The organism is Meridianimarinicoccus roseus, from assembly GCF_003172915.1.
Classification (GTDB): domain Bacteria; phylum Pseudomonadota; class Alphaproteobacteria; order Rhodobacterales; family Rhodobacteraceae; genus Meridianimarinicoccus; species Meridianimarinicoccus roseus.
Map to the genome: position 1 here is coordinate 23,619 of NZ_QGKU01000060.1, position 19,449 is coordinate 43,067.

At 68.0% G+C, this 19,449-nt stretch carries 19 protein-coding genes; 12 read left to right on the forward strand and 7 right to left on the reverse strand.

All coding sequences use genetic code 11. The features are described from left to right. Window positions 1-45: 45 nt before the first annotated feature. The 6 genes from DKT77_RS18280 to DKT77_RS18305 are packed head-to-tail and all read left to right on the forward strand — an operon-like array spanning window position 46 to window position 5,925. A complete protein-coding gene (locus DKT77_RS18280) occupies window positions 46-1,101 on the forward strand; it encodes an extracellular solute-binding protein (protein ID WP_109813096.1) in 1,056 nt (351 codons plus the stop codon). Next, the gene (locus tag DKT77_RS18285) at window positions 1,098-1,949 is read left to right on the forward strand and encodes an ABC transporter permease (RefSeq protein WP_238548004.1); all 852 of its coding nucleotides are present in this window, start codon (window positions 1,098-1,100) and stop codon (window positions 1,947-1,949) included. The genes DKT77_RS18280 and DKT77_RS18285 overlap by 4 nt, the downstream gene beginning before the upstream one ends. Next, a complete protein-coding gene (locus tag DKT77_RS18290; RefSeq protein WP_109813097.1) occupies window positions 1,946-2,716 on the forward strand; it encodes an ABC transporter permease in 771 nt (256 codons plus the stop codon). Before DKT77_RS18285 ends, DKT77_RS18290 begins: the two co-directional genes overlap by 4 nt. Continuing rightward, window positions 2,713-3,747 (forward strand): ABC transporter ATP-binding protein, encoded by a 1,035-nt coding sequence (locus DKT77_RS21580; RefSeq protein ID WP_109813098.1) that lies wholly within the window; start codon window positions 2,713-2,715, stop codon window positions 3,745-3,747. Before DKT77_RS18290 ends, DKT77_RS21580 begins: the two co-directional genes overlap by 4 nt. Before the next feature lie 4 nt (window positions 3,748-3,751). After that, complete coding sequence (locus tag DKT77_RS18300; protein WP_109813099.1) at window positions 3,752-4,483, forward strand: MBL fold metallo-hydrolase; 732 nt, start codon at window positions 3,752-3,754, stop codon at window positions 4,481-4,483. Then, a complete protein-coding gene (locus DKT77_RS18305) occupies window positions 4,480-5,925 on the forward strand; it encodes an aldehyde dehydrogenase family protein (RefSeq protein ID WP_109813100.1) in 1,446 nt (481 codons plus the stop codon). The genes DKT77_RS18300 and DKT77_RS18305 overlap by 4 nt, the downstream gene beginning before the upstream one ends. Window positions 5,926-6,057: 132 nt before the next feature. On the opposite strand, the gene DKT77_RS18310 is transcribed toward DKT77_RS18305, so the two are convergent. From DKT77_RS18310 to DKT77_RS18325, 4 genes are all read right to left on the reverse strand, one after another. Next, window positions 6,058-6,390 carry a transporter permease gene (locus DKT77_RS18310; RefSeq protein ID WP_109813101.1) on the reverse strand — a complete coding sequence of 111 codons (333 nt, stop codon included), beginning with the start codon at window positions 6,388-6,390 and terminating at the stop codon, window positions 6,058-6,060. 273 nt (window positions 6,391-6,663) lie between these two features. Continuing rightward, complete coding sequence (locus DKT77_RS18315; protein WP_109813102.1) at window positions 6,664-6,966, reverse strand: hypothetical protein; 303 nt, start codon at window positions 6,964-6,966, stop codon at window positions 6,664-6,666. Window positions 6,967-7,081: 115 nt separating this feature from the next. Next, window positions 7,082-7,294, reverse strand: coding sequence for a TOBE domain-containing protein (locus DKT77_RS18320; RefSeq protein ID WP_109813103.1), 213 nt, complete (start codon window positions 7,292-7,294; stop codon window positions 7,082-7,084). Window positions 7,295-7,358: 64 nt separating this feature from the next. Then, window positions 7,359-8,261: a LysR family transcriptional regulator gene (locus DKT77_RS18325; RefSeq protein WP_109813104.1), complete on the reverse strand. Its 903-nt coding sequence runs from the start codon at window positions 8,259-8,261 to the stop codon at window positions 7,359-7,361. Between the two features lie 158 nt (window positions 8,262-8,419). Here DKT77_RS18325 and DKT77_RS18330 point away from each other — a divergent pair, with 158 nt between their 5' ends. The 3 genes from DKT77_RS18330 to DKT77_RS18340 all read left to right on the forward strand — a co-directional run bounded on the left by DKT77_RS18330 (window position 8,420) and on the right by DKT77_RS18340 (window position 13,023). After that, window positions 8,420-9,994, forward strand: a complete 1,575-nt coding sequence (locus DKT77_RS18330) for a proton-conducting transporter transmembrane domain-containing protein (RefSeq protein WP_109813192.1) — start codon at window positions 8,420-8,422, stop codon at window positions 9,992-9,994. A 32-nt stretch (window positions 9,995-10,026) separates the two neighbouring features. Further along, window positions 10,027-12,414 (forward strand): YbcC family protein, encoded by a 2,388-nt coding sequence (locus tag DKT77_RS18335; protein ID WP_109813105.1) that lies wholly within the window; start codon window positions 10,027-10,029, stop codon window positions 12,412-12,414. A gap of 99 nt (window positions 12,415-12,513) precedes the next feature. Then, on the forward strand, window positions 12,514-13,023 hold the full coding sequence (locus tag DKT77_RS18340) for a DUF2478 domain-containing protein (protein ID WP_238548005.1): 510 nt from the start codon (window positions 12,514-12,516) through the stop codon (window positions 13,021-13,023). Window positions 13,024-13,052: 29 nt separating this feature from the next. Here DKT77_RS18340 and DKT77_RS18345 read toward each other — a convergent pair whose 3' ends face one another. The 3 genes from DKT77_RS18345 to DKT77_RS18355 are packed head-to-tail and all read right to left on the reverse strand — an operon-like array spanning window position 13,053 to window position 16,163. Next, window positions 13,053-14,117 carry an ABC transporter substrate-binding protein gene (locus tag DKT77_RS18345; RefSeq protein ID WP_338016095.1) on the reverse strand — a complete coding sequence of 355 codons (1,065 nt, stop codon included), beginning with the start codon at window positions 14,115-14,117 and terminating at the stop codon, window positions 13,053-13,055. Further along, window positions 14,114-15,499, reverse strand: coding sequence for a sensor histidine kinase (locus tag DKT77_RS18350; protein ID WP_109813106.1), 1,386 nt, complete (start codon window positions 15,497-15,499; stop codon window positions 14,114-14,116). Before DKT77_RS18350 ends, DKT77_RS18345 begins: the two co-directional genes overlap by 4 nt. Further along, window positions 15,492-16,163, reverse strand: coding sequence for a response regulator transcription factor (locus DKT77_RS18355; protein ID WP_109813107.1), 672 nt, complete (start codon window positions 16,161-16,163; stop codon window positions 15,492-15,494). Before DKT77_RS18355 ends, DKT77_RS18350 begins: the two co-directional genes overlap by 8 nt. Window positions 16,164-16,347: 184 nt before the next feature. Between DKT77_RS18355 and DKT77_RS18360 the strand changes: the two genes are divergently transcribed. The 3 genes from DKT77_RS18360 to DKT77_RS18370 all read left to right on the forward strand — a co-directional run bounded on the left by DKT77_RS18360 (window position 16,348) and on the right by DKT77_RS18370 (window position 19,426). Next, a complete protein-coding gene (locus DKT77_RS18360) occupies window positions 16,348-17,337 on the forward strand; it encodes a Bug family tripartite tricarboxylate transporter substrate binding protein (RefSeq protein WP_109813108.1) in 990 nt (329 codons plus the stop codon). A gap of 108 nt (window positions 17,338-17,445) precedes the next feature. After that, window positions 17,446-17,877, forward strand: a complete 432-nt coding sequence (locus DKT77_RS18365) for a tripartite tricarboxylate transporter TctB family protein (protein WP_109813109.1) — start codon at window positions 17,446-17,448, stop codon at window positions 17,875-17,877. A gap of 10 nt (window positions 17,878-17,887) precedes the next feature. Further along, window positions 17,888-19,426, forward strand: coding sequence for a tripartite tricarboxylate transporter permease (locus DKT77_RS18370; RefSeq protein WP_109813110.1), 1,539 nt, complete (start codon window positions 17,888-17,890; stop codon window positions 19,424-19,426). The last annotated feature ends 23 nt before the right edge of the window (window positions 19,427-19,449 follow it).

A 19,449-nucleotide genomic window follows, 5' to 3' on the forward strand; every position in this document is an offset into this window, starting at 1 on the left:
AGCGGCCGTCACGCGCCGCGCAAGAAATCAACAGGGGGTTATCCGATGTCGTCACGACTGCTTTTGTGCCTTGGCACCACGGCTCTGGCGGGCCTGGCAGGCGCCGCCGCCGCGCAGGAGGAACTGAACGCACTGGTGTGGTGCGACCATACCGACGACGCGCTTATCGCACCGTTCGAGGAGGCGCATGGCGTCACCGTTAACCTGCGCGAATACGAAGGCACCGGTGCGGCGCTTGCGCTGCTGGAACAGTCCCGCCCCGGCGACTGGGATGTTCTGGTCATCGACGGCATCGACGTGTTCCGCGCAGTGGAGGCCGGGCTGCTGGCCGAACTGCCCGCGGATGCTCTTCCAACGGGCGATTTCTTTCCCGAAGTGGTGATGGCGGAAAACAACATTGTAGACGGCAAGACCTATGCCGTAACCGAGAAATTCGGTTACAACACGATCTCGTACAACGCGGCGAAGGTGGACCCGGCAGACATGAGCGACCTATCGGCGGTCTGGTCCGAGAAATACGCGGGCCGGCTGTCGATCTACGACTACTACCTGCCGGTGATGGGGTTGGCCGCAATCGCGGGCGGCATACCCACTGCCGAGATCGGCACGGACGACCTGAGCGCGATCGGCGAGACGCTGGCGACCATGCGCTCGCGCGCGGCTTCTGTTGCCGGGGTTGTCGCGGCGCAGACGGCGCTGGCCACTGGCGAAGTCGACATCGTCGTGGGCGGGGGTGAATGGCTGACCGCCGTGCTGGCCGAGGAACAGCCTGACCTGACCTGGACCATCCCGGAACAGGGCGCAGTTCGCTGGGCGCAGTCCATCGGCGTGCTCGAAGGTAGTGAGAAGCCCGATCTTGCGCTGGAATTCGTGAAGTACATCGTCAGCCCGGAAGGGCAGGCGCGGCTTGCGACGTCTTCGTGCTTTTGGGGGATGCCGGCCAACGCAAAGGCGGGTGACATCCTGACCGACGCGCAGAAGGCCGTTCTGCGCTGGGACGACCAGCCGGACTACTTGAGCCGCACGCAACTTTACCCTGCGCCCGATACCGATCTCGACATCGAGATGCAGGATCTCTGGCTGGACACGCTGCAACAGTGACTGCGGTCCGCTCCGACGCGATGGGCTGGGGCTTCGTCGCTCCGGCCCTGCTTTGGACGCTGGCTTTCTTCGTGCTGCCCTTCGCGGTGATGGGGGCCATGAGCCTGGCCACGCTGGACGGGCGCGAACTGGTCTGGGGTCTGAGCCTGTCGAACTACGCCGAACTGGCCGAGCGTGCCTACCTGCGCCGCGCCGTCATCGTGTCGCTGGAAATCACCCTGACAGTCACCGCGCTGTCGGTGCTGCTGGCCTATCCGCTGGCGTGGATCATCGCCTTCCGTGTGCCGCCGCGCTGGCAGAGGCTGGCGCTTCTTCTGGCGATCCTGCCGTTCTGGACCTCTTACGTGGTGCGGTCCTATGCGTGGCTGCTGGTGCTGGCGCGCGAAGGCTGGGTGAACGAGGCGCTGCTGATGCTGGGCCTGATCGCGGAACCAGTCACGCTGGCGAACACGCGGCTCGCGACGGTCACAGGCTTCGTGCATTTCTTCGTTATGCTGCTGACGCTGACGATCTACGCCAATCTCGTGCAGCTGTCCCCGAACTACCGCCGCGCGGCGATGGACCTTGGCGCCAGCGCATTCCAGACCTTCCGGCACGTGATCCTGCCGCTGACCCTGCCGGGCATCGTGACCGGCGCATTTCTGACTTTCGTCCTGTGCATCGGCGACTACGTGACGCCGCAGATCCTGGGCGGCAACACCGAACTGACCGTCCCGCAGGTGATCATGGTGCAGCTTGGCCGACGCGCGGACTTCCCGCTCGCCTCGGCGCTGGCGATCGTGCTGATGGGCTTGGTGACGCTGGCTTACCTTGCCGGTGCGCGCTGGCTGCGAGTGGACCGGTTATGATGCGCGTGTTGCCATGGATCTACCTCTCCGCGATGTTCTGCTTCATCTACCTGCCGGTGGCGGCCCTTGTGTTGTTCTCGTTCCAGGGGGGAGGGCTGCCGGTGCCGCCCTTCGACGGCCCGTCGCTGCGATGGTACGGCGAGGTTCTGGTCGACGACGATCTTCTGGCGGCTCTGGCGGCTTCGCTAGGCGTGGCGCTCGGGTCGTCGGCGGTGGCGGTGAGCCTGGGTTTCCTGGCCGCCTATGGGCTTGCGCGGTTCGTTCTGCCCGGCGCCGCGATGATCAGGGCGCTGCTGATCGTCCCAATGACGGTCAGCTACCTGATCGTCGGGCTGGGCCTGCTGATCGTGATCCAGCGCCTGGGCCTGCCGCTGTCGCTTTTGACCGCCGGGATCGGCCATACGGTCATCAATCTGCCGCTCGCCTTCGCGATCATCTACGCGTCGATGGGCGCACAGCAGCAAAGCGCCGAACGCGCCGCGCGCGATCTTGGCGCGTCCGAGGCAGACGTGCTGCGCCTTGTCACAGTGCCGATGCTCGCGCCCGCGATCCTTGCCGCCTTCTTCCTGTCGGTCACGCTGAGCTGGGACGAGTTCATCATCGCTTTCCTGCTGACGCGTTTCGACGTCACCCTCCCCGTGGAGATCTGGTCCATGCTGCGCTCCGGTCTGTCGCCCCGCCTCAACGCCATCGGATCGGTGGTCTTCCTCGTGTCGGTCGCCGCGGTGATCCTTGCCGAATTGCTGGTCCTGCGGAGGCGCGGATGACCGCCCCGGTCCGCATTGATGGCGTCTCGCACCGCTTCGAGGCGTTCGAAGCGCTGCGCGACATTCGGCTCGATATCGCGGCGGGCGAATACGTGACGCTGCTGGGCCCATCCGGCTGCGGCAAGACCACGCTGTTATCGGTGTTGGGCGGGTTTGTCGATCCGACCGAGGGACGCGTGCTGATCGGCGGGCGCGACGTGACGCGGCTCGCCCCGGCCCGGCGTCCGACCACCACCGTCTTCCAAGACTACGCGCTGTTCCCGCACATGACCCTGCGCGACAATGTCGGCTTCGGTCTGCGGATGGCGGGGCAGGGGCGGCGGGTACGTCATGCTCGCGCGCACGAAATGCTGGCGCTGGTCGGTCTCGAGACGGCTGCGGACAAGCGACCGCACGCGCTGTCCGGGGGTCAGCGACAGCGGGTTGCACTGGCCCGCGCGCTGGCCGTCGATCCCGAGGTCTTGCTGCTGGACGAACCGCTGGGTGCGCTGGACCTAGCGTTACGGCGCAGCATGCAGGACGAACTGAAGACGATCCAGCGCAAGATCGGCACGACCTTCATCCACGTCACCCATGACCAGGAAGAGGCGATGGCCATCGCCGACCGGATCGTGGTGATGAACCGGGGCCGGATCGAAGACGAAGGGCCGCCCGCCCGCATCTACCGCGCGCCGCGCTCGCTCTTCGCCGCTGCCTTCATGGGAGAGACGAACCGCGTGCCTGCCCGCGCTACCGGCACCGCGCTGGAAACGCCGTTCGGCACGCTGCCCCATCGCGGCCCCGCGGGCGAGGCGACGCTCTGCCTGCGGCCCGAGGCGATCGGTCCTGCGCCGGGTGGGCTGGCGCTCGGTCCCGCGCGGGTGCGCGACGCGGCCTTCTTCGGCACCCATTGCCGCGTCCACGTGTTGCCGGACGCCGCGCCGGGGCTGACGCTGATCGCGCATTTGCCGCCGGGCGAGTTGCCCGCGCCGGGCGACCTGCTGCACCTGAACGCCGCGACCGACCCGCTGACCGTCTTTGCGATGGAGTGATCCGATGCAACGTGCAAGACCCGAAGACTGGTACGCCGTAGAGCGGTGCGCCGATGACGTGACGCTGATCTCAGAACCGTTCATCAAGGAATTCTACCGCTGCAACTGCTGGCACGTGCGCGGGCGCGACCGTGACATGCTGGTCGATAGCGGCATGGGCGTCCTGCCGCTGCGCCGCTGGGTGCCACTGGTGACCGAACGTGCGCTGACCGCGGTGGCCAGCCACACGCATTTCGACCATATCGGCTGCCACCATGAGTTTCCCGACCGCGTTGTGCACCGCGCGGAGGCTCATATCCTTGCCGACCCGGTCAACACGGCGACTCTGGCCGATCCCTATGTCACCGACGACATCTTCGACGCGCTGCCGCCCGCCCCCTACGCCTCCACGACCTACGCTGTGCACGCGGCTCCTGCGAAACGGCTTGTCGACGACGGCGACGTGATCGACCTTGGTGATCGCGTGTTCGAGGTGATCCACACCCCCGGCCATTCGCCCGGCGGCATCGCACTGTGGGAAGCGGCCACGGGTATCCTGTTTTCGGGCGACATCGTCTACGACGGACCGCTGATCGAGGACACCTACCATTCCGACGCCGCGGACTATCACGCCTCCATGGTGCGGCTGCACGATCTGCCGGTGCGCGTGGTGCATGGCGGGCACTTCGCCAGCTACGGCGCGGACCGGCACCGGGCAATCATCCGCGACTGGCTCGATGCGAAGGAACAGGCATGACCGACGACTGCACCCGCTTCTACATTGGCGGCGCGTGGGTGGCGCCGCGTTCGGCCGCACGTATGGCGGTGGAGAATCCGGCGACGGAACGCGCCGTTGCCCGGATTGCGCTGGCGAACGCAGCTGACGTGGATGCCGCCGTCGCCGCGGCACGCGGCGCCTTTGCGGGCTGGTCAGCCACGCCCGTCGCCGACCGCGTGGCGGTGCTGGACCGCATCCTTGGGCTGACCCGCGCCCGCCAGATCGACCTTGCCGCCGCGATCACGGCCGAGATGGGCGCGCCGACCGACATGGCGCTGGCCGAACAGGCTGCGGTGGGGGTGATGCATCTCGAGGCGCTGCTGGACGCGCTGGAAGGTTTCGAATGGACCGAACGACTGGCCAATGGCGACACGATCCTGCGCGAGCCTGTGGGGGTTTGTGGACTGATCACGCCGTGGAACTGGCCGATCAACCAGATCGTGCTGAAGGTGCTTCCAGCGCTGGCGGCGGGCTGCACCTGCGTGCTAAAGCCGTCCGAACTGACCCCGCTCTCCGCGGCGATCTATGCCGATATCCTGCACGATGCGGGTGTTCCGGCCGGTGTGTTCAACCTTGTGAACGGCACTGGCGCCGAGGCCGGCGCGGCGCTGTCGCAGCATCCGGATGTGGACATGATGTCCTTCACCGGATCCACGCGCGGCGGCATCGCGGTGACAAGGGACGCCGCCGACACCGTGAAGCGCGTGACGCTGGAACTTGGCGGCAAGTCCCCCAACATCGTGTTCGCCGATTGCGGTGATGACCTTGCGGGCCGGGTGGAAGCGTCGGTCGCCGAGTGCTTCCTGAATTCGGGCCAGTCCTGCGACGCGCCGACCCGGATGCTGGTCGAACGTCCGATCTACGACACCGTGTGCATGCTCGCCGCGCGGACGGCGGCGCAGACCGTCGTCGGCGATCCGGCGGTCTGCGGTGCGCGGATCGGCCCGCTGGCCGGGCGGGCCCAGTGGGACCGCGTGCAGAGCTATATCGCGGGCGCGATGGCGCAGGGTGCGCGCTGCATCGCCGGAGGGTCCGGCAAGCCGGACGGACTGCAAATCGGCCACTACGCTCGCCCCACGATTTTCGCGGATGTGGCACCGGACATGACGATCTGGCGTGAGGAAGTGTTCGGCCCTGTGTTGTCGATAACCCCTTTCGACACCGAGGACGCGGCGATTGCGCTGGCCAACGACACGCCCTACGGGCTGGCCGGCTACATCCAGACCGGCGACCGGGACCGCGCGCTGCGGGTTGCGGGGCGCCTGCGCGCCGGGATGGTGCATGTCAACGGCACGCCGCTGGCGGGGGGCAGCCCGTTCGGTGGCTACCGCATGTCCGGCAACGGGCGCGAGGGCGGGCGGCTCGGCCTTGAGGAGTTCCTGGAGGTCAAGACGCTGCACCTGCCGGACGATTGGCGCTGACCCGGAAAGGGCAGGGCGGGACCGGCGGCGGGGCAGGCGACGTTTCCCGCGGGCGTTGTAAAGCGGCCAGACCAGCGGCCTTGCCCGCACCGTGACTGCTCCGATCACGAGGTTCATCGGAAACCCCGATGCTCAGGAATTCGGTGAAGCGGAAGCCGCCTGTGCAGCAGACCAGCGTGTTGCTCCGGTAGCCGATCGGGCCGAGTAACTGGCCCAGGCCGCGAACATAGCAGCAACGCCGAAAGGATGGAAATCTATCCCAAGCCTGGCTGCAAGCCCAACCGCGACTGGAGACATGAGCACCGCCACCGCCTTATGGGTGACCAGTCGGGTCTGTACCGAGGGCACGGCATAGATCAGCGCCAGAGCCAGCCACGGGTTGTTCGCCCCGGTCGGCGGCGTCAGTGCGCCCACCAGAAGCGTAACGGCGCCCAACCGATCCGGCACTCTGCCCAGCACCAGCATCGACCCGATCAGTATCAGTGCAGCACGGGCGGCAAGGAAACAGGACCAAGCAACAGCCGCGCACTCGACGGCGGAGGTTCATGGCCGCGCCCGCCCGGACTTCGCCGGAGAGCGCTGCTTGGACCCTTGTACGCCAGCACCGCGCCGGGCGCCGGTCATGCCGTTTCACGACAAGCGCGCAACATCCGCGACGCCTTGCGTGCGTGGGAAGGGAGTGCCCGGATGTCCTGGCCTGCGACGGCCCGCGCCGCCGCCGGACCGATGCGGCATGTGTCAACAGTCCTCGGCCGGCAACATCGTCACGTCGGAATAACGCCCGTTCGAGGTTGTGATCCGCGCGCAGGTGCCGGTGTCGCGGTTGAACCAGAAGGTCACGAGCCCCTCGCTTCGGATCGGCTCGAATCCGAGCGCCTGAAGTCCTAGTTCGGCCTGCCCGGCACGGGCACCCTCGAAATCGGACAAATCGGTCGCGCTGCCGACGGACGGTGTGCCGGGCGCAGTCGTCGTCTCGACGCAGCCGAAAAGGCCCGACAGCGCGCCGAGGGCGGCGGCAATAACAAGGGACGTGCGTGTCATCGGGGTGCCTTTCAATCCATATGTCCGACAAGGGCGACCAGAAAGGGTGTGCTGGCATTTGTCACTGTGCGGCTGGCGGACCGGTTTCGGCCCCCCGCGCCGCAGCCAGGCTGCATCAGTCCTCGGCGGCGACCATCACGTGCGAGGCCTTGATGACCGCGTAGGCGGTCTTGCCTTCGGTCAGTGCCAATTCCTCGACCGCGTCGTTGGTGATGACGGAGGTGATGATTGTCCCGCCACCCACGTCGATGCGGACCGTCGCGTTCACCGCGCCCTTTTCGACGCTGGCCACGGTGCCCTTGATGGTGTTGCGCGCGCTGAGTTTCATCACGATCTCCCTGCTGTGAGTGCCGCTCGCAGCCTGCGCCCTCGCAGTGCGCGATGCAAGCGGCTCAGCCGCCATCCGTCGGGGTCTGCGCCGCTTGCGCGCTCAGCACCTCGGACAGCAGCGGATTGGGAAAGCGGCGTTGCAGCGTGACCGCGCAGAAGGATTCGGTGATGCCCTCCAGCCGGGTCAACTCCAGCAGGGTCCCGGCGGCCAACTCGTCTCGCACGACAATTGGCGGGATGACCGCAAGCCCCGCATCGGCACGCGCCAGCAGGCGCATCATCGCCATGTCGTCCGCCTCGGCCATGATGCGGGGCACGACGCCAAGCCGCTGCACCAGCGCGTCGAACGCCGCACGCAGCGCCGATTCGGGCGTCGGCAGGATCAGCGGCGCCTCGGCCAGAAGGTCCGTCAATGGCAGGTCCGCAAGCGCACGGCGTCCCGGCGTACCGACAAGGCTGACCGGTTGCTCAGCGATCTGCTGCACCAGGTAGGGGCTGGACGCGTCCCGCGCCGGCACGAGGTTGGTCAGCACCACGTCGAGCGACAGCGCTTCCAGCCCGCGCAGCAGGTCGCCCTGCCCACCGGACCGAAGGATCAGTTCCACATCGGGCCGACCGATCAGCGGGCGGAGGAACTGCATCTGGAAATTGCGCGACAGCGTCGCAAGCGCACCCACCCGAAGCGCGCGCAACGCGCCGCGGCTGTCGCGTAGCGTCGCGGCCAGATCGTCCGCAGTACGAAAGATCGCCTCCGCGTGGTCGAGCGCGATGCGTCCCGCCTCGGTCAAAACGAGACCCCGCCCGCGCCGTTCGAACAGGTCGTGCCCCAGCGCCGCCTCCAGAGCCTTGACCTGGGTGGAGAGCGCCGATTGCGACAGGTTCAGCCGTCGCGCCGCACCGGTCAGCGTACCATCGCGCGCCACGGCGCGGAACAGGCGGAGATGATGAAGGTTGAGCCCAGCCATTCTTCTACAAAACAGAACAATATGCGCCATAATATGTAATTTCTTGGGCATCTGGCAAACGCTATCTGTCTCCCTACGCAGTTCGCGCCGCGCCGGACGGACAACGGAGCCGCGCAGGATACCGACACCGAAGCTGACAATGATGCGGAGTGTACATGATGATGATCCCCCCCCTGTCGATGCTTGCGCCCCTGGTGCTGCTGGCGGTCGCCGCGATGGCCGCGGCGCAGCCCGGCCGCCGCCCCGGCCATCTGCCGCGCCTTTCGGAACTTGCGGCATTGGCGTCGCTGGCGCTTGCGCTTGGCGGCGCGGCTCAGCTTGTGGCCTTCGGTCCGGTCCGTGTGGCGCTGCCCGATACCGGCGCGGGCTTCGCGCTGGGTCTTGATGCGCTCAGCGCCACGATGACGGTGCTGGTGGCCTTCATCGGCTGGGTCGTGATGCGCTATGCCCGCACCTATCTTGACGGCGAGGCGCGCGAAGGCCTGTTCCACGGCCTGATGCTGGCCGCGCTGGCCGCCGTGCTGGTGCTGGTGCAGGCCGCGAACCTGCCTGTGATGATCCTTGCCTTCGTCGCGGTCGGCATCGCGCTGCGGCACCTGCTGCTGTTCTACCCGGAACGGCCCGCGGCGCGGCGCGCGGCGGCCAAGTTCTCCATCGTGTGGCATGCTGGCGACCTGGCGCTGCTTGCGGCGACCGGGCTGCTCGCATCAGCCTTCGGTACGGTGGACCTTGCCGCGTTGGCAACCGCGGGAAGTGCTGCCGCTGCGCAGGGTGCGTTGCCGGCCACCGCGCATCTTGCTGTCGCGGCGCTGGTTCTGGCGGCCATGCTCAAGACGGCGGCCTTCCCGCTGCATGGCTGGCTGACCGAGGTGATGGAAGCGCCTACCCCGGTGTCCGCCCTGCTGCATGCCGGCATCATCAACGGCGGCGGCTACCTGCTGATCCGCACTGCGGACGTTGTGCAGGCCAGCCCTGGCGGCATGGCAGCGCTGGTGATGCTGGGCGGGCTGACTGCGCTGTTCGGTGCCGTCGTCATGCTGACCCAAAGCGCGATCAAGACGGCACTAGCCTGGTCCACCGTCGCGCAGATGGGTTTCATGCTGCTGCAATGCGGGCTTGGCCTTTGGCCACTGGCGCTGCTGCACATCGTGGCCCATTCCATGTACAAAGCGCATGCCTTCCTGGGCTCCGGCGGGGCTGTGCGCGCGGTGGCGGGCCTCAAGCGGCCCGGCCCTGTCGCGGTGCCCGATATCGGCGCGGTGATGAAATCCTTTGCGCTGGCACTGCTTCTGTATGGCGCGGTGGCGACGCTATTCTCGCTGGCAGCGGGGCCAAAATCCCCGCAGGCCCTGGCGCTTGGCGCGATGCTGATCTTCGGAGTCGCCTACCTGGTCGCGCAGGGCCTGGCCGATGCCGCGCCCGCCGCGCTGACCCGGCGCACCGGGCTGGCCGCTCTTGGGGCTGCATTGGCCTATTTCACCTTCCAGCAGGTAGCGGGCGCGCTCTGGGGCGCGCAGTTGCCGCCGGTGCCGGTGGCGGGCCCGCTCGAATGGGCGCTGATCGTGCTGGCGGTCGCATCCTTCGGGCTGGTCGCCTTCGCGCAGGCGCTGTTCCCGCTCTGGGCGCATCACCCAGCGACGGCCGGGCTGCGCGTGCACCTTGCCAACGGCCTTTACCTGAACGCGCTGCTTGACCGGTTGATCGGCGGGTTCCGCGCCCCCGCGTCCCGGTGAACATGCCCCAAGACCGCGAAGGAGACACCCAGATGTACCTGAAACATGACCAGATCACACCCGCCCGCCTTTCCGGCATCGTCGATGCTGCCGCGCACGCGGTGCCACCCGCTTTCCCGCTGGACGCGACCGTAGCGGTCAACCCCTTCCTCGGCCAGAGCGACGAGGACCTTGCCACCGCGTCGGCCCGGCTCGCGCGGGTCGCAGGCGCGCCGCTGACACCGCCGCGGGCCACCCACGCCGCCGCCATGGCCGAGGGGCGGATCACAGATGCCGACCTGCTGGCCGCGCTGGACGCCAGCACAGCACCGGACAAGCCCGCCGATCTTGCCGCGCTGAAGACCGCAGCGCAGCAGGGCGGTGCACCTGCCAAATCGCTGCCGACTCTGGCCGAGCTCGCCATGGCTGAAACCGGCACCGACTGGCCGTCGATCATCGACCGCACCTTCGGGCTGTGGGCGGCGGGGCAATTCGACCGCGGGCAGGCGCTGTGGACACCGGCACCGGGACGCGACGCCTATGCCGCGTGGCGCACCTGGGCCAGCTACGACCTGACGCCTGAAATAGCCGGGCTGGCCGGGTTCTGCGCCCACGCCGCCGACGCGCCGGACACGCCGGACCGGGCGATCCTGCGCGCGTCGGACCGGCTGGGATTGACCGAAGACGCAGCCGGCTCGGTGTTCCACCGGCTGCTGATGGATCTCGGCGGCTGGGCGCAACATGGGCGCTGGTTGTCCTGGCAGGCAGAGCTTGCGGGCGGGACCGACGACACGCCGGCGCAACTTCTGGCGATCCGGCTGGTCTGGGAAGAGGCACTGCTGGCCCATGCTCCGCAGATCGGCGCGCAATGGGCCGACACGCTGGCCGCCCATGCCCGGCCAGTGGTGCCGTCCGCCGACCAGGCCGTGGACGCGATTCTGCAGGAGGCCGCCGAACGCGCCCATCAGCGCCGCCTAGCCGCTGCTCTCGTCGGCGCGACCGAAGCGGCGCCTACCCGCCCTGCACTGCAGGCCGCTTTCTGCATCGACGTGCGGTCCGAAGTGTTCCGCCGGGCGCTGGAAAGCCAGGACCCGGCGATCGAGACAATCGGTTTTGCCGGTTTCTTCGGCCTGCCGTTGGCCCATACCGCTCACGGGTCGGACGTAGTCGAGGCGCATCTGCCGGTACTGCTGAACCCGGCGATGCACTCGACGAGTCACGGCACGGCGCAAGGTGAACACACAGCAAGGATCGCGGCCCGCGCGACGCGCGCCTGGGGCCGCTTCCGGCAAGCGGCCGTGTCATCCTTCGCCTTCGTCGAAGCGGCGGGCCCGGTCTATGGCGTTAAGCTTCTGCGCGACGCGCTTGGCGCCGACAAGACCGCGCCCGGCACGCCCAGCCCCGCACCCCGGCTTGATCCCGATCCGGGTCCCGACGCAAAGGCGGCCGCGGCCGCGGCGGCCCTCAAGGCCATGAGCCTTGCGCGCGGACACGGCCGCGTGGTTCTTCTGCTGGGCCACGGCGCGCAGGTCACCAACAACCCGCATGAAAGCGCCTATCACTGCGGCGCGTGCGGCGGCCATACCGGCGAAGTCTCGGCCCGGCTTCTGGCGGCGCTGCTGAACGACCCGGAGGTCCGCGCCGCGCTGCCCGCCCACGGCGTGGATGTTCCGGCGGATACGCTGTTCCTTGCGGGGCTGCACGACACAACGACGGACGCCGTGACGCTGTATCGTGACGCCGCCGCGCCGGACCATGCCGAAGACACCCGCCGGATCGCGCGCTGGCTGAAACGGGCCGGCGCGGCTGCGCGGGCCGAGCGGGCAGCGCGGCTTCCCGGCGCCACGGCGCAGGACATCGCCGCGCGTGCGGTGAACTGGGCCGAGTTGCGCCCGGAATGGGGCCTTGCGGGCTGCGCGGCCTTCATCGCGGCCCCCCGGGCCGCGACGGCCGGGGTGGACCTTGGCGGGCGCGCCTTCCTGCACAGCTACGACTGGCGGGCCGATGACGGCTTCGGCACGCTGGAGCTGATCCTGACCGCGCCGGTGGTCGTCGCAAGCTGGATCAGCCTGCAATACTACGGCTCCGCCGTGGCGCCGGTCGCCTTTGGCGGCGGCACGAAGCTGATCCACAACGTCGTGGGCGGTATTGGCGTGGTGCAGGGCAATGGCGGCAAGCTGCGGCCCGGCCTGCCGTGGCAGGCGGTGCATGACGGCGACGCGCTGGCCCATGATCCGCTACGCCTGTCGGTGATGATCGAGGCTCCGCAGGACCGGATCACCGCGATCCTCGAACGCCATCCAGACGTTCGGGCATTGTTCGATAACGGCTGGATGCACCTATTTGCGCTGGAGGACGGGCAGGTCGCCGCGCGCTACCGGCCCGGACTGACCTGGGCGGCGGAAGCCGCAGTTTGCAGCGGGCCGGGCCGGGCCGCTTGACCGGCAGGTCGGCCGCGCCCCGCCATTGACACGCCGCCCCGGCCGCTGTGAACTGCACGCGGCCGGGAGGATGGCCGATGATCGGGGGGAAACCGGCGGGTGAAACTTGGCTACGTGATGACACCGCAGGCCGGGCAGACCGACGCGCTGCTGACCCGCTTCGCGCAGGCTGCCGCCACGCGCGGGCTGTGCGTTCACGGCATTGTGCAGACCAACACCGACTGCGCCGGGCAAGGCAAATGCGACATGGACGTGCGTGTGCTGCCGGACGGGCCATCGTTCCGCATATCCCAGTCGCTGGGGGCAGGATCGCGAGGTTGTCGCCTTGATGCCGCGGCGCTGGAAACGGCGGTCGGCCATGTGATGGCGCGGCTCGACGCCATGGCCGATCTTCTGGTCGTGAACAAGTTCGGCAAGCAGGAAGCGGCGGGGCAGGGGATGCGCGCGCCGATCGCCGCAGCACTGGACCTGGGTGTGCCGGTGCTGCTGGGCCTGAACACGCGCAACCACGCCGCGTTCGACGCCTTCGCCTGCGGGCTGGCCGAACAGATAGCCCCGGATCTGGCCAGCCTCGAAGCGTGGCTGGCGCGCGCGCCAGCCGCCGCGTGATCCCGTGTCGCCCGTGGTCGCACGGCGGCTCAGGGACGGTTGTCGATGGTGAAGGCCTGACCCCACAGCGTGAACAACTGGTCGCGCTTGTTGCGGTCCAGCGCCACCAGCAGGGCGGGCGAAAGCGCGATGAAGCGCCGGGCGCTTGGCAACAGCCCGGTTTCAGACGGATCGCGCGTCAGCACGAGTCCAATGTCCCGCAGGATGTGCTGCGCCTCGTCCGACAGCAGGAAATCCAGCAGTCGCGCCGCCTCGGGCTTGTGCGCCGCATCGCGCGGGATCATGAAAGCACGCGACAAGATCAGCGTGTAGTCCTCGGGTAGGATCACCCCGACATTGGCGAAGGTCGCGCTGGCGACATAGGAGCCAAGCACGTTATAGGCGATAAGGTAGCGGCCTTCCGCGACGCCGCGGATAATCTCGGCCGAGCAGCAGGTCGCAACCGCCTCCATGCGGGCGAAGCCTTCCAGCACCGCGCCAAAGGTCGTCGCCTCGAGGCTGTCGCTGTGCGCGAACAAGTAGCCAAGTCCCGACGCCTCGATGTCGTAGGTGGCGATGCGGCCACGAAGATGGGGTGGATTGCTTCGCATCAGGTCCAGCAGGGTGAAGCGGTTGCGCGGGACCTCGGCGCCGCTGATCCGGTCGGTGTTGTAGACGATGACGGCGGGTTCTTCGGTGATGCCCCAAAGCTCGTCCCGCCAGCGCCGCGTCGCGGGCAACGCTGCGGTGCGCGCGGACTGGTAGCGATGCCCGCAGGCCGCGTTGACCAGCCACACCATCTGGTGAACTGCCGATGAAAACACAGCGTCAGCCTGATCGCCCTCGCCCGCGCAGGCGGCGCGGCTGGCAGCGAAAAGCGCGTTCGATCCCCATTGCTCGTACCGCACGGAAAGCTCCGGGTTGCGGGCGACGAACCGCTCCATTACCGGGCGGATGATCGCGATGTCTGTGGTGGAGCGCAGCAGGATTGCCGTCGCGCCGCTGCCGAACCGCGCCGTCGCCTCTTGCGCCGCTGACGGAACGCCCACTACCGCCGCCAGCGCGAGCAGCAGGAGTGGTAGAGTCGCTCCAAGGCACTGCCTGCGCACCATCATTTCGGCGCCTCGACCGCGGGCAAGACCAGCGAGACGCGGAATCCCTCGGGTCCGGGCACCATATCCACCCGACCGCCGAAGGCTGCCGCAACGTCGGACACGATGGACAGGCCCAGCCCGGCGCTGTCCTCGTGCGAGGCGGCGCTCCGGGCGAAACGGCGGCCGACCCGCGCCAGCAGCGCCGGATCGGGGCCAGGACCAGCATCCTGGACCCAAAGCGAGGCCTCGGTACCGTTATCGTCGGTGCCGATGCGCACCGGCGCGCGGCCATGCCTTAGCGCGTTGACCAGCAGGTTCCGGCCCGCCTGTTCCAGCGAGAAGGCGTCGGCCAACACCGGCACTGGCGCCTCGCCAATCGCCAACGTCACCTCGGCCCCGGGCGCAAGCAGTTCGTGATCACGCTTTTCCACGATGTCGAGCGCGATCTCGCGCAGGTCGATGACGACGCGCGGCGCGCTGTCGGTCCGGTGGATCACCAGCGCGCGCGACAAAAGCTGGTCCAGCAGACGGCCGAGCGAGCGGGTGCGCGCCAGCAGCCGGGCCAGCGCATGGGCGCGAAGGTGGGCGTCCTCCTCCTCCACCATGGATTCCGCCTGTACCCGGATCGCCGCCACCGGCGTGCGCAGCTGGTGCGCGGAATCAGAGATCAGATTGCGCATCGCCTGCATCTGCCGGTCAAGCCGGTCCATGAAGCGGTTCATCGCGTCCAGCGTGACCCGAAGCTCGCGCGGCAGCCCCTCGGTGCGCATCGGGGTCAGGTCGTAAGGGTCACGGTGCAACAGGTCGGCCGCCAGCAGTTCCAGCGGCCGTACCGCTGAACGAATTATGAAATATGACATCACCAGCAGCGCGATCCCCGCGACCGACACCGGCACCAGCCCCTGCAGCACAAGCCCCAGCGCCATTGCGCGGCGCGCGCGCAGCGTCTGGCCCACGATGACCGACACTTCGCCGGAAAAGTCGCGTTCGGCGAAGCGCCGCTTAACCTGAACGAAACGGGCCGCCTCGTGCTGGAGCCTTGCGTCGAAATAGACCGGTCCGATGCCCCGCGCGGGGTCGGGCGGCGCGATGCGCGTATCGTCGAGCCCCGCGATCAGCCCATCATCCGGCCCGCGCACGGAATAGTAGACCCGATCATCCGGCGCCTGCGCCAGCAACTCAAAGGCCGAAACGGGCAGGTCGGCCACCGGCACACCGTCGCGCACACTGATGGATTCGGCAATATCGCTGGCCGCGCCCAGCAGGATGCGGTCATAGGCCTGACGCGCCGCCGCGCGCCCGTTGTACCATGTAGAGCCCGAGATCAGCACCCCGCCCAGCAGCAGCAGCAGCAGCACCGCTTGAACCACACGCGCCAGCAGGCTGCGCGGCGCGTCAGCCATCCAGCGCGATCCGGTAGCCGACGCCGCGCCGGGTGATAATCGACACGCCGCTGCCCGCCAGTTTCTTGCGCAGCCGCGCGATATACAGCTCGATGGCGTTCACCCCGACATCGGCATCGTCGAAGCCGAAAAGCCCATCATAAAGCCGCGTCTTGCTCAGGTCCTGGCCGGGGTGGCGCAGCAGCATTTCCAGCAGCGTCGCCTCGCGGCGTGTCAATTCCAGCCGGTCCCCGGCCAGCGTCGCCGCCTGCTGGGCAGGCAAATAGGCCAGCGGTCCCAGCACGATCCGGTCGCCCTTCTGGTCGGCATCGCGGCGCACCAGTGCGCGTAGCCGGGCCTCCAGTTCGCGCTGGTCGAACGGTTTGACAAGATAGTCGTCGGCCCCGAGATCGAGTGCGCTGACCCGATCGTCCACCGATACCAGCGCAGTCAGCATAAGCACCGGCGTGCGGTCGCCCGCGCCGCGGATGTCGCGCAGGAAGCTGCGCCCAGACCCGTCCGGCAGGTTGATGTCCAGCAGGACCGCGTCATAGCGCTGCACCGCATGGAAGTCGCGCGCGGCCTCGAGGCAATCGGCCAGATCACAGGTGATGCCCGCCCGCGCAAGCCGGGCGATGACCCCCTCGGCCAGGTCGGCCGTGTCCTCGACCATCAGCACCCGCATGATGACGACGTCCCCCCGCCGGTGTTCCGGCCCGCACGCGACGGCTGACAGGTTCGTGACAGCTTCTTTCGCTAGTGATCCTTCTTAACCCGCTCGGAGGGGGCTGCAAAGGGCGGTCGGGCCGCGCGGGGACTTGCGGCAGGGCGCACGAACAACGTGCCCGCCGATCCAGAGGAGGAAAACCATGATCTTCACCGCATCCCGTGCGCTCGTCGCCGCGGCCATCCTCGGCGTGTCCGCCGTGTCCGTCGGCGCGCAGGGCTTCACACCGGAAAACCCCGAATGCATCGCGCCTGCCAACCCCGGCGGCGGCTGGGACTTCACCTGCAGGCAGGTCGGCAAGTCGCTGCAGGATCTCGGCCTGATCGACCGCACCATGCAGGTCGTCAACCTGGCGGGCGGCGGCGGCGGCGTGGCCTTCGCCGAGGTCGTCAACAAGCGCAACGACGCCAACGACCTGATCGTCGCGGCCTCGACCGCGACGGCGACGCGCCTGGCGCAGGGCGCCTATCCGGGCAACACGATGGACCAGGTGCGCTGGCTCGCGTCGGTCGGCGCGGACTACGGCGTGATCGCCGTGTCGCGCGACAGCGAAGTTCAGACGCTGCCCGAACTGCTGGACCGCATCAAGGCCGACCCCCGGTCGGTGTCCATCGCGGGCGGCTCGGCCGTCGGCGGCTGGGATCACCTGAAGGTGCTGATCGCAGCCAACGCCTATGGCATCGACGACGTGCGCAGCGTAAAATACATCGCCTTCGACGGTGGCGGCGAGGCGGTCACACAGCTTCTGGCCGGCTCGGTGCAGGCCTTCACCGGCGACATCTCGGAAGCCAAGGGCTTTGTGGACAGCGGTGACATCCGGGTGATCGCTGTGCTTTCGCCCGACCGGCTGGACGGCGAATTCGCCTCCTTCCCGACCGCCCGCGAACAGGGCATCGAGGCGATCGGCGCGAACTGGCGCGGCTTTTATGCCCCCGGCGGCATGTCCGATGCGGCCTATGACACCTGGGTCGCGGCCATTGCCGAGCTTTATGCCTCGGACGAATGGAAAGAGGTGATGGCAGTCAACGGGCTGGCGCCGCTCGATCTGCAGGGCGCCGAGTTCGAGAGCTTCGTGTCCGACTCCATCGCGCAGATCCAGGACATTTCGCGCGAGATCGGCATCATCAAGTAAGGGCCGGCCGTGGCTTCGCGAGAAGCCCGCCCTGCCTTGCCTGCCCGCAACGGGGCGCCGTGCTGTCACGGCGCCCCACTCGACCACCTGCCGCCAAGGGAGACCCCCATGAGTGATCGTATTTTCGGCGTCTTCGGAATTCTTCTGGCGCTCGGTTTCGCGATATCGGCCTTCGCCATCGAGGAAAGTTTCCTGTCCGACGCGGTCGGCCCGAAAGCCTTCCCGCTGATCATCGCAGCCGTTCTTGCGCTGTCGAGCGCGGTCATCGCACTGCGCCCCGACCCAGAACCGCACTGGCCCGACTTCGGCCGCATCGCCGAAATCGCCGCCGCTGTCGTCGTGATGGTGCTCTATGCCCAGCTGCTGCCGGAACTTGGCTTCGTGATCGCCACCGCGCTCGCCGCCGCCTTTCTTGGCTGGCGGCTCGGCTCCGGGCCGCTCGGCGCGCTGATGACCGGAATTGGCACCTCGGTCGGCATCTACGTCATTTTCCATCTCGTGCTTGGCCTGTCGCTCGCGCGCGGGCCATTCGGGTTCTGAGGAGCCGATCATGGACATGTTTTCAAATCTCGCCGACGGGTTCGCCATCGCTCTGACCTTCCAGAACCTCGGTCTTGCGCTGCTGGGCTGTTTCCTTGGTACCGTCATGGGCGCGCTGCCCGGGCTTGGCCCGTCGAACGGCGTCGCCATCCTGATCCCGCTGGCCTTCACGCTGGGGCTGGACGCCACACCAGCGCTGATCCTGCTGACATCGGTCTATTACGGCGCGATGTATGGCGGGCGTATCTCGTCGATCCTGCTGAACATTCCGGGCGATGAACCCGCGATGATGACCTGCCTCGACGGATACCCGATGGCCAAGAAGGGCATGGCCGGCGAGGCGCTGTCGCTGTCGGGCGTCGCGTCCTTCGTCGGTGCGTTTCTGGCCACATGGGGGCTGATCCTGCTGGCCCCCCAGCTTGTGAAGATCGCACTGCTGTTCGGGCCGGCGGAGTACTTCGCGCTGTTCGCGCTGGCTTTCATGACCCTCGGTGGCGTGTCATCCACAAACCAGGCTAAGTCGGCCTTCGCCGCTGCGCTCGGTCTCGGGCTGGCGATGGTGGGCGTGGACACGCAGACCGGTGTACCGCGCTTCACCTTCGGCGAAGTCCATCTCTATGACGGGCTGGACTTCCTTGTCGCGATCGTCGGCCTGTTCGCGCTGTCAGAGGTGTTCATCTTCCTCGAGGAACGGCACGGCAAGTCCGATGCCGAGGGGCGCAGCTTCAAGATCGGGCGACTGACCCCGCCGCTGTCGATGCTCAAGGCCTGCACGCCGACGATGCTGCGCACCTCGCTGCTGGGGTTCCTTGCCGGCGTTCTGCCGGGGGCGGGCGCGTCGCTCGGTTCGTTCATCTCGTATTCCATGGAAAAGCGGTTGGTGGACAAGGAGGGAACCTTCGGAACCGGCGATCCGCGCGGCGTCGCGGCGCCAGAGGCGGGTAACAACGCGGCGGCCGGCGGGGCACTGGTGCCGATGCTGGCGCTTGGCGTGCCCGGGTCCGGGACCACGGCGGTGCTTCTGGCGGTGCTTCTGGCGCTGAACATCACGCCCGGACCGCTGCTGTTCACCAACAATCCGGACGTGGTATGGGGTCTGATCGCGGCGCTGTTCATCGCAAACTTCATGCTGCTGGCGATGAACATTCCGATGGTCGGCCTGTTCACCCGGCTGCTGCTGATCCCGCCGCGCGTGCTGATGCCCATCGTAGCGATGGTCAGCTTCGTCGGAATCTACGGTATCTCGGGGTCGTCGTTCGATCTGATGGTCATGATCGGCTTCGGCGTGATGGGTTGGGGGCTGCGCAAGCTCGACGTGCCGCTGGTGCCGATCATCCTCGGCACGCTGCTGGGCAACGCGATGGAGAACAACCTGCGCCGCGCCATCACCATCGATGACGGCAACTGGCTGACGCTTGTCGACAGCCCGCTTTCCATTGGCCTGTGGGTGGTCGCCATCACCGGGTTCCTGCTGCCGGTGGTGGTCGGCCGCCGGGTGAAGGCGCAGATGCACCGCCGCCGGGACACCGAAGGGTCGATCGGCGACTGACCCCGCCGCCGCTTGACCGACAA